This is a genomic window from Bradyrhizobium sp. CIR18, assembly GCF_014198295.1.
Classification (GTDB): Bacteria; Pseudomonadota; Alphaproteobacteria; order Rhizobiales; family Xanthobacteraceae; genus Bradyrhizobium.
The window spans coordinates 173986-188948 of the sequence record NZ_JACIHF010000007.1; the positions used below are offsets into that span (position 1 = coordinate 173986).

Genomic DNA, 14963 nt, shown 5'->3' on the forward strand with positions numbered 1-14963 from the left:
ACACGCCATGATCATCAGCGGCGAGCGCCGGATCAGCTATGACGAGATCCAGTCACGCATCAGGCGGGCGGCAAGCGGATTCCGCGCCCTGGGCCTTGCCGAGGCCGCACCGGTTGCGATGATGCTGCGCAACGACTTCGCCCTGTTCGAGGTGGTTGCGGCCTCCGCCGCCCTCGGCAGCCCGGTGGTGCCGATCAACTGGCATCTCAAGGCCGAGGAGGTCCGCTACATCCTGACCGACAGCGGCGCGAAGATCCTGGTCTGCCACGCCGACCTGCTGCCGCAGATTCGTGACGGCGTGCCGGAGGACGTCCGTCTTCTTGTGGTCCAGACGCCGCCCGAACTGGCGACAACGTTCGCCGTGCCCGCCGCTCTGACGCAAATCCCCGCCGGACTGACCGATTGGGACCGCTGGCGCGACGGCCAGGTGGAAGCTCAGGAACCGCCGCGCCGGGCCGCGGCAATGATCTACACGTCGGGCACGACCGGGATGCCGAAGGGCGTGCGGCGCATGCCGATGCAGCCCGAGCAGGCGGCCGCCTCCGAACGCGTCGGCGCCATCGCCTATGGCATCAAGCCGCGGGACAACCAAATCGTGCTGATCAACGGGCCGATGTATCACTCGGCGCCGCATTCCTACGGCATGATGGCGTTCCGCAATGGCTGTACCATCATCCTCCAGCCGCGGTTCGATGCGGAGGAGCTGCTGGCGCTGATCGAGCGTCACCGCGTGACGCACATCCACATGGTCCCCACCATGTTCGTGCGGCTGCTGCGGCTGCCCGAGACGGTCAGGCGTCGCTACGACCTGTCGTCGCTGCGCTTCGTCGTGCACGGCGCTGCGCCCTGCCCGCCCGAGGTGAAGAAGGCGATGATCGATTGGTGGGGGCCGGTCATCAACGAGTATTTCGGCTCGACCGAGACCGGGATCCCGGTGTGGCACTCCGCCGAGGAGGCGCTGAAGAAGCCCGGCACCGTCGGCCGCGCCATCGAAGGCGGCATCGTCAGGATCTTCCGCGACGACGGCAGCCCGTGCAACGCCGACGAGGTCGGCGAAATCTACATGCGTCAGACGGCGGTGCCCGATTTCGATTATCACGGCAAGGCGCAGGCGCGCGCCGAGGCGGGGCGCGACGGCCTCGTCAGCGTCGGCGACGTCGGCTATCTCGACGAGGACGGCTATCTGTTCCTGTGCGACCGCAAGCGCGACATGGTGATATCGGGCGGCGTCAACATCTATCCCGCCGAGATCGAGAACGTGCTGATCGGCATGCCCGGCGTGCGCGATTGCGCCGTGTTCGGCATTCCCGACCCGGAATATGGCGAGCGGCTCTGTGCCTGCATCGAGCCCGACACCGGCGAGCAGCTCTCCGCCGCCTCAGTGCAGGCTTTTCTGCGCGAGCGGCTGGCGAACTTCAAGGTGCCGAAGGAGATCCGGTTCCTGGATGCGCTGCCCCGGGAGGCGACCGGAAAGATCTTCAAACGCAAGCTGCGCGATCCCTATTGGACCGGCCGCGGTCCGGGCGGCGCTTAAACCCTCACCGGCCGGCGTCCCGCGCACGAGTGGAGGGCCAGGCCATATTCCGCCCGAGCAGGGCTGCATGCCTGCCTCGCTCGGGTCGGCAGCTTTTGGCGGGCGAGGAAACCGTATAGCGTTCGATCTCAGAGGAAACGCCGCGAAAGACGGCCAAGAGGTCGCGCATGCTCGACAAGATCAAGGATCTATCCGCCTGCGCCCAGGCCTGGCTCGATGAATTCGAGCGCGCGCTGGGCAGGCCCGATCCCGCCACGCTGGACCGCCTCTTCCTCGTCGACAGTTTTTGGCGCGACGTGTTGGCGCTGAGCTGGAACCTGCAAACAATCCCCGGCCACGAGACGATTGCGCAAGCGCTGACCGCGCTCGCGCCCAAGGCGGCACCGACCAACTTCAAGATCGCGCCGAACCGCGCGCCGCCGCGCTGGGTGACACGCGCCGGTACCAATAACATCGAAGCGATCTTCGATTTCGAAACCGCGACCGGGCGTGGCAGCGGTATCCTGCGGCTCATTCCCGACAGCGCTGACGGCGACCGCCTGAAGGCGTGGACGCTGCTCACCGCCCTTGACGAGCTCAAAGGATTCGAGGAGCGGCTCGGCACATCGCGACCGCGCGGCCAGGCTTATTCCCGCGATTTCCGCGGGCCGAACTGGCTCGATTTGCGCAACGCCTCGCGCGACTACGCCGATCGCGATCCGGCCGTGCTGGTGGTCGGCGGCGGCCAGGCCGGGCTCGCGATCGCAGCACGGCTGAAGCAGCTCAAGGTCGACGCGCTGATCGTCGATCGCGAGATGAGGATCGGCGACAATTGGCGCAAGCGTTATCATGCGCTCACCCTGCACAACCAGGTGCAGGTCAATCACCTGCCCTACATGCCGTTCCCGCCGAACTGGCCGGTCTATATCCCCAAGGACAAGCTCGCCAACTGGTTCGAGGCCTACGTCGATGCCATGGAGCTGAACTTCTGGACCGGCACCGAATTCGCAGGCGGCGCCTATGACGAGGCGAAGGGACGCTGGACGGTCACACTGCGCCGCACCGACGGCAGCAAGCGGACCATGCATCCGCGTCATGTCATCATGGCAACCGGCGTCAGCGGCATCGCCAATATTCCTGCCATTCCGACGCTCGACAATTTCAAGGGAACGCTGCTGCATTCCAGCCGCTACGAGGATGGCGAGAGCTGGACCGGCAAGCGCGCGATCGTCATCGGCACCGGCAACAGCGGCCACGACATCGCGCAGGACCTTCATTCCAGCGGCGCCGAGGTGACGCTGGTGCAGCGTTCGCCGACGCTGGTCACCAATATCGAACCCTCAGCACAGCTCGCTTATGCGACTTACAACGAAGGCACGCTCGAGGATAATGATTTGATCGCGGCCTCGATGCCGACGCCACTGGCGAAGAAGACGCACGTCATGCTGACCGAGCAATCGAAGCAGCTCGACAAGGAGCTGCTGGACGGCCTCTCCCACGTCGGCTTCAAGCTCGACTTCGGCGAGGCCGGCACCGGCTGGCAGTTCAAATACCTCACCCGCGGCGGCGGCTATTATTTCAACGTCGGCTGCTCCAACCTGGTCGTCGAGGGCGCGATCAAGCTCAGGCAGTTTGCCGACATCGAGGGCTTCGTCGAGGAGGGCGCACGGATGAAGGACGGCACGCTCCTTCCCGCCGACCTCATTGTGCTCTCGACCGGCTACAAGCCGCAGGAATATCTGGTGCGAAAACTGTTCGGCGAGGCCATCGCCGACCGCGTCGGGTCGATCTGGGGCTTTGGCGATGGTCTTGAGCTGCGCAACATGTACGCGCGCACCAGGCAGCCCGGGCTCTGGTTCATCGCCGGCAGCCTCGCCCAATGCCGGATCAACTCGAAATATCTCGCGCTGCAGATCAAGGCGATCGAGGAAAGGATCTTGGGGCGAATATAGCCGTCATTCCGGGCGCGCGTAGCGCGAGCCCGGAATGACAAGAGGAGAGATCAATGCCAGCCATTCTCGGCAGCGGCGAGCACCGCTACCGCGTTGTCGACAATTTCGCGAAACTGCCCGACGGCTGGCAGCTCACCGACGTCGCCTCCGTCGCGGTCGACAGCAAGGATCGTGTCTACGTCTTCAACCGCGGCCCCCACCCGATGGTGGTGCTCGACCGCGAGGGCAATTTCCTGCGCAGTTGGGGCGAAGGGCTGTTCTCGCGCGCACACGGGCTGCATATCGACGCCGACGACAATCTCTACTGCACCGATGACGGCGACCACACCGTGCGCAAATGCACCACGGACGGCAAGGTGCTGCTGACGATCGGCATCCCCGAGAAACCGGCGCCGTTCATGAGCGGCGAGCCCTTCCACCGCTGCACCCACACGGCGCTGTCGCCGAAGGGCGAGATCTACGTCTCCGACGGCTATGGCAATGCGCGCGTGCACAAGTTCACGCCGGACGGAAAGCTGCTCAAGAGCTGGGGCGAGCCGGGCACGGATCCCGGCCAGTTCAACATCGTGCACAATATTGCCACCGATGCCGATGGCTGGGTCTATGTGGCCGACCGCGAGAACCACCGGGTGCAGGTGTTCGATGGCGAGGGCAAATACGAGACGCAGTGGAACAACCTTCACCGCCCCTGCGCGCTGTGCTGCTGCGGTGGGGGCAAAAGCCCGACCTTCATGATCGGCGAGCTCGGCCCGGGCCTCGCCATCAACCGCAAGGTGCCTAATCTCGGCCCGCGGCTGTCGATCGTGGACGCCAAGGGCAAGCGCATCGCGCGCCTCGGCGGCGAGGAAGGGCCGGGTGTTGCGAGCGGAAAGTTCCTGGCGCCCCACGGCATCGCGCTGGATTCCAGGGGCGACATCTATGTCGGCGAGGTCGGCGTGACCAACTGGGACACCAGCTTTCCCGACGAGGAGATGCCGGCGGCGGTGCGCGCGACGCGGTGCTTGCAGAAGCTGGAGCGGGTACGGGAGTAGCTTCCGCAGCAGGCCAAGAGCCGCTGGTCACGGCGGTTCCTAGCCAGCCGCGTACCTCCTCCAAAACGCGGCTTTTTGAGCACTTTCGCCACCCCGGCGCCGCATTGCTTGCACCTGAATAAGTCGCTCAACGGGCTTCACAATCCCGTCACGCTGCATGTAGTATGTCAGTACATGCTGCTTCGCAGCGTATATTGGAGGCCGGGAGCGTTACTTGAACGCACATGTCTCGCAAGGCAGTTGGCCGGTGTTGGTGCTGAATGCGGACTTCCGGCCGCTGAGTTACTACCCGCTGTCTCTTTGGTCGTGGCAGGACGCGATCAAGGCGGTGTTCCTCGATCGCGTCAACATCGTCGCACATTACGATCAGGCGGTTCATAGCCCCACGCTGCAAATGCAGCTGCCGAGCGTCGTCTCGCTCAAATCCTTCGTCAAGCCGACCACCCATCCGGCCTTCACCCGGTTCAACGTCTTCCTGCGCGACCGTTTCGCCTGCCAGTATTGCGGCTCGCCCGAAGACTTGACCTTCGATCACATCATCCCGCGCAGCAAAGGCGGCCAGACCACCTGGGAGAACGTGGTCGCGGCATGCTCGCCGTGTAACCTGCGCAAGGGCAATCTCACGCCGGTGCAGGCAAAAATGTTTCCGCGCCAGCACGCCTTCGCCCCGACCGTGCACCAGCTTCACCGCAACGGCCGCCTGTTCCCGCCGAACTATCTGCACGATAGTTGGCTCGACTATCTGTACTGGGATACGGAGCTGGATCCGTAGGGTGTGGTCTCACGCCCCGATCGCATTCCGTGCCACCACGTCGCGATAGAACGCCGCGCTCAACTTCGGCAGCCTTGCCTGGGTCTCGAAATCGACCCGGTAGAGGCCGAAGCGCTTGCCGTAGCCGAAGATCCACTCGAAATTGTCCATCAGGCTCCAGAGGAAGTAGCCGCGGATCGGCACGCCCTCGGCGGTCGCGCGCTGCATCTGGGTCAGATAGTTGCGCAGGAACATGATGCGGTCGAGGTCGTAGACCTGGCCGTCGGCAGCGATCTTGTCCTCGGACGAGGTGCCGTTCTCGCTGATATAGATATTCTCGATGTTCCAGATCTTTGCAGCGAGGCGCGGCGCCCAGTAGATCACTTCGGGGCCGATCCGCAGCCATTCCGAATTCATGTGCGGGAACGAGGTGGGGAACGGCAGCACGTGGAAGCCGGGCGCGCGGTCGGAAGCCGTGACGTAATACTGCGGCGCGTAAATGTTGAGGCCGACGAAATCGTTCGGCGCGCCGATGATCTTCAGTTGCTCGGCGGTGAATTTCGGCGCATCCGCGCCGGCATAGGCCAAAAAGCCCTCGGTGTATTTGCCCTCCAGCACCACGCCGAGGAAGCCGGCGTTGAGCTCGCGCGTCGCGATCTCGGCGGCGTGGATGTTTTCCGGCGTCGCGATCGCCGGCACGCAGGCGGCGATGTTCTCGGCCGGGCCGACGCGGGTGCCGGCGCGGCCGGAGGCGCGGATCGCCTGCACGGCAAGCCCGTGCGCCAAGGCGACGTGATGGCGCGCCTGATTGAGCTGCGCGGTCGGCAGCTTGAGACCGGGCGCATCGATGCCCCAGCCATAGCCGAAATTCACGAAACGCCCGACCTCGTTCACGGTGAAGATATTCTTCACCCGATCGGTCAGACGCGCGGCGACATGCGCAGCGTAATCGGCAAAAGCCTTCGAGGTGTCGCTCGACGACCAGCCGCCGACGCGGTCCTGGAGCGCCTGCGGCAGGTCCCAATGATAGAGCGTGGCATATGGTTCGATGCCGTTCGCGAGCAGCTCGTCGACGAGACGGTCGTAGAAATCGAGCCCCTTGGGGTTGGGCTGGCCAAAACCTTCCGGAAACACGCGCGGCCACGCGATCGAGAAACGGTAGGCCCTGACGCCAAGCGCCTTGATCAGCGCGACGTCCTCCTTGTAGCGGTGATAGTGCTCGTTGGCGCGGTCGCCGGTCGAGCCGTCCTCGATGTTGCCGGGGATGTGGCTGAAAATATCCCAGATCGACTTTCCGCGACCGTCCTCATCGACCGCGCCTTCGATCTGGTAGGACGAGGTCGCCGTGCCCCACAAAAAATCCTTCGGGAACGGCGCCGGCAGGTGCCGGTCGGTCGATGCGGACTTTTCATTCTCCGCGGCCCGGACACCTGCGGCTACGCCCAGCGCCGCGAGGCCCGTGAGCTTGGCAAAACGGCGCCGCGAGACATCGGCTGGCATCGCTATCTCCGTGCCAGCTCCAGATCGATCTGATAGACGGAAATCCGGTCGATCTCGAACGCGACACTCGCTGGCGATTCCGCATCGACCTGACTGACACCCGGAAAAAACTTCGACCCGATCGCCAGATTGACGATCATGTACATGGGATCATCGAAGCCGATCGGCACCTTGATGTCGGAGACCGGCCTGCGGTCGATGAAATAGACCAGCCGATCCTCCTGCCACAGCACACCGTAATTGTGGAATACGCTCAAGGCGTCGCCGACCGCGAAATCGAAGCCGCAGGACTGGATCTTCTGGGTCGAGGGGATCCGCCAATGCGTCGTCATCACCAGATCTCCCGGCCGTTCGCCGCGGCCTTCCAGCACGTCGACCTCCGGCGGCCAGCCGCCGTCGTCCGCCAGCATCCAGAACGCCGGCCACACTGCGTGGCCGACCGGCACCTTGGCGCGAATTTCGAAATAGCCGTGCTTCTGGGCGAATGTGCCCTGGGTCGTCAGGATGCCCGAGATGTACTCATTGTTGAACAGCACCGGCTTCAATTCCGGCGGGGTGCGGCTGGCGATGATCGATAGCACGCCGTCCTTCACCCTGAACGGATCGAGCCCGAGCGGCGCGGCCGCGCGGCCCGCATAGCGCGGGTCGACGTAGATCTGCTGCTCGCCATTGGCGCTGGTCTTGCGCTTGAAGTCGGAGCCGTCGCCACCCCAATATCGCGCCTCCGGCCATGCCGCGCCGCCGGCATAATGCGGGACCCAACGTCCCGTCGACAGCGGATGCTCGTCGAAATCCTCGCTGAAAGTCCGGCGCAGCGGCAGGAACACCAGCGAAGCCGGATTGACCGTATCGAGCCGGCGACACGCGATGGTGGAAGGATCGGTCGTGACCTGCAGCGACATGCTCGCCGGCGCGCCATCGAGCTCATCCTGCGCCATACAAGGCGCGGGCAGCACGCCGAGGCCGATCGCAACCAGGGTGCCCCTCGTCCAACGGTCGATCATCACCGCACTCGAAGCTGCCACGACATGCGCAGAGGTTAGCTCATCCGTCTTCGCGCGGGCAACCGCGGCATCCAGCGCCGGCGGGCGATTTGAAAACCATTTCTCGCCTCCGCTCCGGGGCCATCGGGCGCTGGGAACCGGAAGCGTCCACGCCCGTTCAGAGTCAACGCCATGCGCTCGCATGCACGTTCCATCGAGCGCGTTTGTCCGCTGCAAGATGAGACAAGGGAAGACCCATGGCCGCAACCGAGAGTGATCATGTCTACAAGATCCTGGACCTCGTCGGATCGTCCGAAACCTCGATCGAGGACGCGATCAAGAACGCGATCAGCCGCGCGTCCAAGACCATCCGCGAAATGAAATGGTTCGAGGTGGTGCAGACGCGCGGCCACATCGAGAACGGCGCCGTGCGCCATTATCAGGTGACGCTGCGCGTCGGTTTCACGCTGGAGGGATGACGCGGCGGGCAGCAGACGGAACTGTCGCACTGCGGTAGCGTGGCTCCGCCGACGAGCCCTGGCGACATCGGCAATCCTTCCGGTTGATTACGGACCCCGCACAATCATCGCGGATTTTGCAATAGGCCGTTAAGGCGAAAGTGAGAGGTTTGCCCCAATTTGGAGCAAGCCCGATGGTCACCAGCCGCGAACTCGGCAAGGCGCGTCTTCCGCTCTGGGCGGCGGGCTTCGTTGCGCTGATTTGCGTGACGATCCTCGGCTTGAGCGCCTGGCGCGAATGGGAAGCTCGCAATGTCGACCTCAGGAACGCCGAGATCGACGTCGCCAACCTCGCACATTCACTGATCCAGCACGCGGACGATACGTTCGAGCTTGCCGATACGCTCCTGGTCGGGCTGGTCCACCGGCTCGAACTCGACGGAACCGGCCCCGACACCATCACAAAGCTCCAGGCCTATCTGCCGACACGCAAATCATCGGATCGCATTCGCGGCATCTTCGTCTATGACGCGACGGGCCGGTGGCTTGCCACGACCGAGCGCCTCGACTTCTCCAAGCTCAACAACAGCGACCGGGAGTATTTCCAGCGCCATCGCGCCTCCCCGGCAACGGGCACGCTGATCGGCCCGCCCGTCAAGAGCCGCTCCGGGGGCCAGTGGATCATCACGGCGTCCCGTCGGATCAACGATCACGACGGCGGCTTCGCCGGCGTTGCCCTGCTCACCATCGACGTCAGCTATTTCGTCAAATTCTACGAGCGGTTCGACGTCGGGCCGAACGGCTCGGTATCGCTGCTCAACAATGGCGGCATCATGCTGGCACGCAGCCGAGACGAGAGCGGCGCCTTCGTTGGACGCGACCTGTCCAATGCGCCCTTGTTCAAAAGCTGGCAAAGCCGCCCCGCCCAAGCGGTCTATTATTTCAAGTCGCCGCTCGATGGCGTGCAGCGCCTGAGCTACTACCAGCGCAGCAGCCGCTATCCCCTGATGGTGCTGGCGAGCAAGTCTCGGGACGACGTGCTGGCTCCCTGGCGACGCGCCGCCGCCACGCGCATCACCTTCGTCGTCGGCCTCGTCCTGCTGATCGCGGTGATCGGCTCCTACCTGGTCCGTCAGCTTTGGCAGCGGCAGCGCATGGCGCAGGCCCTGGTCGCCAAGGAGGCCAATTTCCGCCTGCTGGCCGAGCAATCCAGCGACATGGTGACCCGGATCGGGCTGGATAACCGGCTACTCTACGTCTCTCCGTCATGCGTGCGCATCACCGGCTGGACCGCCGAGGAACTGCTGAACTCGTCGGCCCTGGCCGGCATTCACGCCGACGACATGGAGCGGGTCGAGCAGGCCATCACGGCACTGAAGAACGGCGAGGCCGAGGAAGCGCGGTTCGTCTATCGCCAGCGTCATCGCGAAAAAGGGGAGATCTGGGCGGAGGCGGCGCTGCACGTGACGGTGGCATCGGACAGCGGCGCGATCGACGGCGTCGTCGCGGTCGTGCGCGACATAACCGAGCAGAAGGATCTTCAGGACAAGCTCGCTTCGCTTGCGAGGACCGACGGCCTCACCGGCCTTGCCAACCGGCGCGCATTCGACGAACGCCTCACTGAGGAATGGGCGCGCGCCCGGCGCGACGGCACGCAGCTTTCGCTCCTGCTGATCGACGTCGATCATTTCAAGAAATTCAACGACCATTACGGGCATCTGGCGGGCGACGGGTGTCTGCGCGCGCTGGGCCGGATCCTGTCCGCCCAGGCCAGGCGCCCCGCCGACCTCGCGGCGCGCTACGGCGGCGAGGAATTCGCCGTGTTGTTGCCGAACACCGGCCCGGATGGCTGCGTGGAGGTCGCAGAAGCGGTCCGCCAGGCGCTGCACGATCTTGCCATGCTGCATGCGCAAAATCCGCCCTCCCGGCTGGTCACGGTAAGCGTCGGCGCCGCAACCGGGGTTCCGTCCCTGACCTCCACGGACTTCAGCACGCTGGTCGCCGCGGCTGATCGTGCGCTCTATGCCGCGAAGGACAGCGGCCGCGATCGGCTGGTGATGTCCGGACAGGTCGTGCCCTGGCCCGCGAAGACCGCGTGACGGGACCCACCGCTCACCAATTGTAGCGAACGCTGCCCTTGCCGGCGTAGCTGCGGGTGACGCTGGAGAACTCGCCTTCGAACGTGGCCCCCGCCGACCAGCCGTTCAGCCATTTCATCTCGACCGATGCCGTCGTGAGCGCGGCGTCGCGGGCCTGCGCTGCGCCGTTGACGACGAAGCTTGCGACCGGCAAAGCCTGAAAGGTTGCGGCGGCCGCACGATCGGGATTGAAATCATGCGCCCAGGCGACACGGCCGCGCAGTGCCAACACGCCGGCCAGCGTGGCGAACGACTTGTCGGTACGCAGGCCGAGCTCGCTGCGGCTGTCGGTCACGCTCTTCGCGGCGTAGTTCAAGGCGAATGCCGATGAACCGGAGACGACGTGTTCGGCATAGGCTGGCCGGTCGAGCGTCGTGAACTGCATCGCCCCATAAGGCGTGAGGCCGATCCCGCCGATCCATGTCCCGACCAGGCGGTAGCCGCCTTCGAGACGACCGGAATACGCATTGGCGTCGAATGCGGCGCGCAGGCGGTCTGTGCCGGCGACCGTCACGGTGCGATCGGTGGTGATGTTCTGCCAGCCATAGGCCAGCGCGGCGGAGACGTAGACCGGGCCGTTCGCGTGATACAGATAGGCGCCGGCCTGGAACAGGTCGGAGCGGCCGGAGCCGAGGGCGTTCACGCCGAAGCTGGTGCCACCGCCGGCAAGCGCGAAGCCGAGCTTCGTGTTCGGCGCGAGCCAATAGTCCGCGCCGACCGCCGTGCCGGCGATGCGGCTCGTCATGTCGTTCGAACCATCCGTCGTACGGCCGTCGGTCGATTGCGATCCACCGAAGCCGGCAGCCCACACGCTCCAGCGCTGTGCAGATCCCTGCGCCGGCGTCTTGGCCAACATGCCGAACGCGTCGGTGGGCCGGCGTGCGGCATAGGCGCTCGCCTGAACGTCGTCGACAAATCCGGCCGTACCATTTGCCGGGCTCGAGCCTCCTTCCCGTTGCGCGAAGGGACCCGTGAGCAGGCCCATGAACTGGCTCATTGCGCTGATCGTCGTCTGCTGCGCGGCCGTGCCCTGTTCGCCCGAGGCTTGGGTCAACCCGGCCACCGTCATGCGACCGTAGACCAGCGGAATGCCACCATTGACGTCGAAGGAATGGACCAGTGCATTCGCCACCGCCTGCTGATTGCCGTTCAGGCCGGAATTCGGCGGCGGGACGAAGGCGAGCGACAGGTTGAGATAGGCATTGTTTGCGTCGTAGCTGAGATCGGTCTTGAAGTTCGCCGGGAGATTGCTGCTGGCAACGGCCGAGGCAAAGCTGCCGGAGAGGCCGCCGCCCGCGCTGAGGATGGTGTATTTCTTCTCGATATAGCTGCCGGCTGCAAGCACCGCGCTCACGGTAGCCCCGCTCAGCGTCGCACTGCCCGTGACGTTCGCATGGGACGCCGTCGACGGATTGACCTGGACCTGATAGATCGCGCCCGATTGCAGGGCGAGATCGCCGACGATGCTCGTGACGCTGCCGGGCGTGCCGTTGCCGGGCGCGAACGTGCCGCCGCCGGCGATCGCCACCAACAGCGGATTGATCGTGCCCGATCCCATCAGCACGCCACCGGCATTCACGGTGACTGAAGAGGTGCCGGTGATCGTTCCTTCGACGTCGAGCACACCGCCATTCACGGCCGTGGCTCCGGTGTAGCCGTTGTTGCCGAGCAACATGGTGAAGCCGGCCGTCGTCGTCAGGCTCGCGGTCCCGCCGACGCCGTTGAGGACGCCTCCGACGGAGGTAATGGGCGCGTTCAGATTGCCGTTGCGGATCGTGCCGCCGTTAAGGCCGACCGCGCCCTGGGTCTGCGTCGTGCCGCCCAGATCGAGTGTGGCACCGCTGTTGACCGTGGTCGTCCCGCCGGCGTCGCCCAGCGTGCCGGCGCCGCTCAGGGCCAGCGTGCCACCATTGACGAAGGTGCCTCCGCTGTAGCTGTTGACGCCGGTCAGCGTCAGCGTGCCCAAACCCGTCTTGGTCAGGGCTCCCGTGTTGATGATCTGTCCTGACAACGTCGCATTGAAGCCGTTGGTGTCGATCGTGCCGCCGCCGGCCAGCAGCGAGATCGTCCGTGCGGTGTTGAAAGCACTCGTGAAACGCAGCGCACCGCCGTTGAAATTGACGTATTGCCCGAAGGCCAGTGCCGTGAGCGCGGCATCGCTGCCCGCTGAGACCGCCCCTCCCGCCGCAACGATGACGTTCGGCCCGATGAAGGCGGTCCCGGCATTGCCGTTGTCCACGATCGGCACGGTGACGAAGGGCAGGAGCGTGTTGGTGGCCGTATCCATCACGAAAAACCCGAGGGGAGACGTGATGTAAGCCCGGCTGCCGTCGGGCGTCACGGTCACTCCGATGCTGTTGCCGGACAGGCCGCCGGGCAGGGTCACGCTTGCCGTGATGGTGTTCGTCAGGGCATTGATCACCACGACCTGGTTGGACTGCGTCGTCACATAGATCCGCGATCCATCCGGGCTGGCCGCGACACTCAGGGGGGCTCCGGACACCGGAACCGTCGTAACCACCGATTGCGCCGCCGCATCGATCACCGTGACGCCACCACCTTGATTGGCCACGTAGATGCGGCTTCCGTCCGGAGACATCGTGATGCCGGAAGGGGAGCTCCCCGCCGCGACCGTGCCGATGACGGTTTTCGACGCGGCGTCGATGATTGAAATGTTTGAGGAGCCCTGGTTGGCGACGTACACCCGGGTCCCGTCCGGCGAAACGACGACGCCGTAAGGGGTTACTCCCACCGCGATGGATGAGCCGACCGCGAGATTGGTCGCGGTCGAAATCACCGTGACCGAATTGTGAAAGGAGGAGGTCACGTAGAGGCTCGCGCCGTCCGGGCTGAGCGCCAATCCTGCCGACGATCCGGGGACGGGTATAGTCGCGACGACCGTCCGGCCGACGACGTCGATGACCTCCACCGCGCCGGACATGGCAACGACATAGGCGAAGCGGCCATCGGCCGAAAGCACCGCGCTGTGAGGATATATGCTCGTTCCGATCGGGGACCCGATCGGAGCGTTGCTCAGCGTGCTGAATTCGATCACCTGCCCCGGCGTGCTGTTGAGTCCGGTCCAGATGCCGTAATTGTCGATCTGCGCCCGGCTGGCGGTGGTCGAGCCGAGATACGGCAGGACCAGGATGACGAGCATCCCGCAAGCTCGCACTGTCCGGCGACGACGGCAGCCGCGCGGACGTCGTTGCCGACGCCCAGCGCCCTCAATTCCCATTGACCCCACGCGACAACCCCATTCCGACGGCGCAGCCCCGCATGGCGCGCTCGCATTCCAGAGACGGGAGAATCTCTAACAGGACGGCAGACCGGATGATGTGCCCAGCGTCTCAGCGCGACAAAATCCAAGCAAATCTCCCGATGATTGCAAATACACAGGAGCACAATCTATCTCGACCTCGCTTGCGCACCGATTTCCGAATGGCTACATCCAGACCCGACATTGGCTTGCCGCCGATCTCGAGAAATCAGTTGCATGCGGTCTTCCGCATCGCGAGGGGATGTGGACGGGACTGCGTTGAACGGAAGCACGGCGGCGGACATTCCCGGGCGCGGTCCGGAGGCGCTCGCGCAGTTGCGGGCCATGACGGTCGACATTTGTGAGGTCATTCCGCGCACCGCGGAGGACGACTTCCATGTCACTACGGTGACGAGGATGACCCGCAACGCCCTGCTGATCGACACGCGTGCCACCGACCAGGACTATGACCGCACGCCCGCGCACGTCGCCCGCGGCGTCATGGATCATTTTCAGATCACCCTCTGCGTCGAGGGCGAGATGCAGTTCAGCTCGGGCCGGCGCGAGGTCGCGCTGCGGCCCGGCGACATCGTTCTGATCGACATGGCGCAGCCAAACCGGACCGCGCTGCGCGCCGCTGGCAGCCGCACCCATCTGATGTCGATCGTGCTGCAACGCGCGATTTTGGCGCCTCGGCTCGCCCATCCGGACGCGGCGACGGCAACCCTGCTGCCGTCGGATCACCCTCATGCACGCCTGCTCGCCAGCCACTATGCCGCGCTTGCCCTGCCGTCCGAGCCCGGGACGGACACCGCGACCGGCCATGCCGAAGCCACGGTCGAGGCGATCGCCGATCTCGTGGCGGCCGCCGCCGGCGGGACGGCCGAGATCGTCGCGGGCCTCGAGCGCGCCGAGCGGCACCTCTACCTCACGATGATCAAGCGCCGCATCGCGAACAATCTCGAAACCGATGCGCTCACCAGCGAAGAGCTCTGCCGCCACTTCCAGATCTCGCGCGCGACCCTCTACCGGCTGTTCGAGGCCGAGGGCGGGCTTGCGCATTATGTGCGGGAGCAACGGCTCAATCTCGCGTTTCGGCGCTTGATATCGCCATCCGCGCAGGACGGCCGTCTGATCGAGCTCGCCGTCGACATGCGCTTCAGCAGCGATTCCACCTTCATCCGCGCGTTCCGTCGCAAGTTCGGCCTGACGCCGGGCGAATTGAGGGAATTGGCCGACACGTGGCTGCGCGAGACCGGAGCGGTGCCGGCCGTCGACACGGTGCTGCATCAACTGGCGCGGCGGCGCGCATCGCAGCCCTAGCCAGCACCTGATTTGTCGCCCGCGTTCCGGCGGGATATGACTCACGCCAGGGCCG

The 14963-nt window shown here is 65.1% G+C and carries 10 protein-coding genes; 7 read left to right on the forward strand and 3 right to left on the reverse strand.

The genetic code is table 11. From position 1 onward, the window contains the following. Window positions 1-7 precede the first annotated feature (7 nt). From GGD65_RS22865 to GGD65_RS22880, 4 genes are all read left to right on the forward strand, one after another. Window positions 8-1534: an acyl-CoA synthetase gene (locus GGD65_RS22865; protein WP_183236683.1), complete on the forward strand. Its 1527-nt coding sequence runs from the start codon at window positions 8-10 to the stop codon at window positions 1532-1534. Window positions 1535-1701: 167 nt separating this feature from the next. Beyond that, complete coding sequence (locus GGD65_RS22870; RefSeq protein WP_183236684.1) at window positions 1702-3465, forward strand: NAD(P)/FAD-dependent oxidoreductase; 1764 nt, start codon at window positions 1702-1704, stop codon at window positions 3463-3465. A gap of 53 nt (window positions 3466-3518) precedes the next feature. Beyond that, complete coding sequence (locus GGD65_RS22875) at window positions 3519-4496, forward strand: peptidyl-alpha-hydroxyglycine alpha-amidating lyase family protein (protein ID WP_183236685.1); 978 nt, start codon at window positions 3519-3521, stop codon at window positions 4494-4496. A gap of 214 nt (window positions 4497-4710) precedes the next feature. Further along, the gene (locus tag GGD65_RS22880) at window positions 4711-5268 is read left to right on the forward strand and encodes an HNH endonuclease (RefSeq protein WP_018316280.1); all 558 of its coding nucleotides are present in this window, start codon (window positions 4711-4713) and stop codon (window positions 5266-5268) included. A gap of 9 nt (window positions 5269-5277) precedes the next feature. Here GGD65_RS22880 and GGD65_RS22885 read toward each other — a convergent pair whose 3' ends face one another. Beyond that, a complete protein-coding gene (locus GGD65_RS22885) occupies window positions 5278-6747 on the reverse strand; it encodes a GH1 family beta-glucosidase (protein WP_183236686.1) in 1470 nt (489 codons plus the stop codon). Between the two features lie 2 nt (window positions 6748-6749). Beyond that, window positions 6750-7751 (reverse strand): family 16 glycosylhydrolase, encoded by a 1002-nt coding sequence (locus GGD65_RS22890; RefSeq protein ID WP_183236687.1) that lies wholly within the window; start codon window positions 7749-7751, stop codon window positions 6750-6752. Between the two features lie 236 nt (window positions 7752-7987). Between GGD65_RS22890 and GGD65_RS22895 the strand changes: the two genes are divergently transcribed. Together GGD65_RS22895 and GGD65_RS22900 are read left to right on the forward strand one after the other, a co-directional pair. Next, window positions 7988-8209 carry a dodecin gene (locus GGD65_RS22895; protein ID WP_018316283.1) on the forward strand — a complete coding sequence of 74 codons (222 nt, stop codon included), beginning with the start codon at window positions 7988-7990 and terminating at the stop codon, window positions 8207-8209. 173 nt (window positions 8210-8382) lie between these two features. Then, window positions 8383-10287, forward strand: coding sequence for a sensor domain-containing diguanylate cyclase (locus tag GGD65_RS22900; protein ID WP_183236688.1), 1905 nt, complete (start codon window positions 8383-8385; stop codon window positions 10285-10287). Window positions 10288-10300: 13 nt separating this feature from the next. Here GGD65_RS22900 and GGD65_RS22905 read toward each other — a convergent pair whose 3' ends face one another. Then, complete coding sequence (locus tag GGD65_RS22905) at window positions 10301-13486, reverse strand: autotransporter domain-containing protein (protein ID WP_183236689.1); 3186 nt, start codon at window positions 13484-13486, stop codon at window positions 10301-10303. A gap of 378 nt (window positions 13487-13864) precedes the next feature. On the opposite strand from GGD65_RS22905, the gene GGD65_RS22910 reads away from it, so the two are divergent. Beyond that, on the forward strand, window positions 13865-14908 hold the full coding sequence (locus GGD65_RS22910) for a helix-turn-helix domain-containing protein (RefSeq protein ID WP_183236690.1): 1044 nt from the start codon (window positions 13865-13867) through the stop codon (window positions 14906-14908). Window positions 14909-14963 lie beyond the last annotated feature (55 nt).

Coding starts and splice junctions, on each gene's coding strand:
- GGD65_RS22865 (WP_183236683.1), top strand. CDS start 8: ATGATCATCAGCGGCGAGCGCCGGATCAGCTATGACGAGATCCAGTCA.
- GGD65_RS22870 (WP_183236684.1), top strand. CDS start 1,702: ATGCTCGACAAGATCAAGGATCTATCCGCCTGCGCCCAGGCCTGGCTC.
- GGD65_RS22875 (WP_183236685.1), top strand. CDS start 3,519: ATGCCAGCCATTCTCGGCAGCGGCGAGCACCGCTACCGCGTTGTCGAC.
- GGD65_RS22885 (WP_183236686.1), bottom strand. CDS start 6,747: ATGCCAGCCGATGTCTCGCGGCGCCGTTTTGCCAAGCTCACGGGCCTC.
- GGD65_RS22890 (WP_183236687.1), bottom strand. CDS start 7,751: ATGATCGACCGTTGGACGAGGGGCACCCTGGTTGCGATCGGCCTCGGC.
- GGD65_RS22895 (WP_018316283.1), top strand. CDS start 7,988: ATGGCCGCAACCGAGAGTGATCATGTCTACAAGATCCTGGACCTCGTC.
- GGD65_RS22900 (WP_183236688.1), top strand. CDS start 8,383: ATGGTCACCAGCCGCGAACTCGGCAAGGCGCGTCTTCCGCTCTGGGCG.
- GGD65_RS22905 (WP_183236689.1), bottom strand. CDS start 13,486: ATGCTCGTCATCCTGGTCCTGCCGTATCTCGGCTCGACCACCGCCAGC.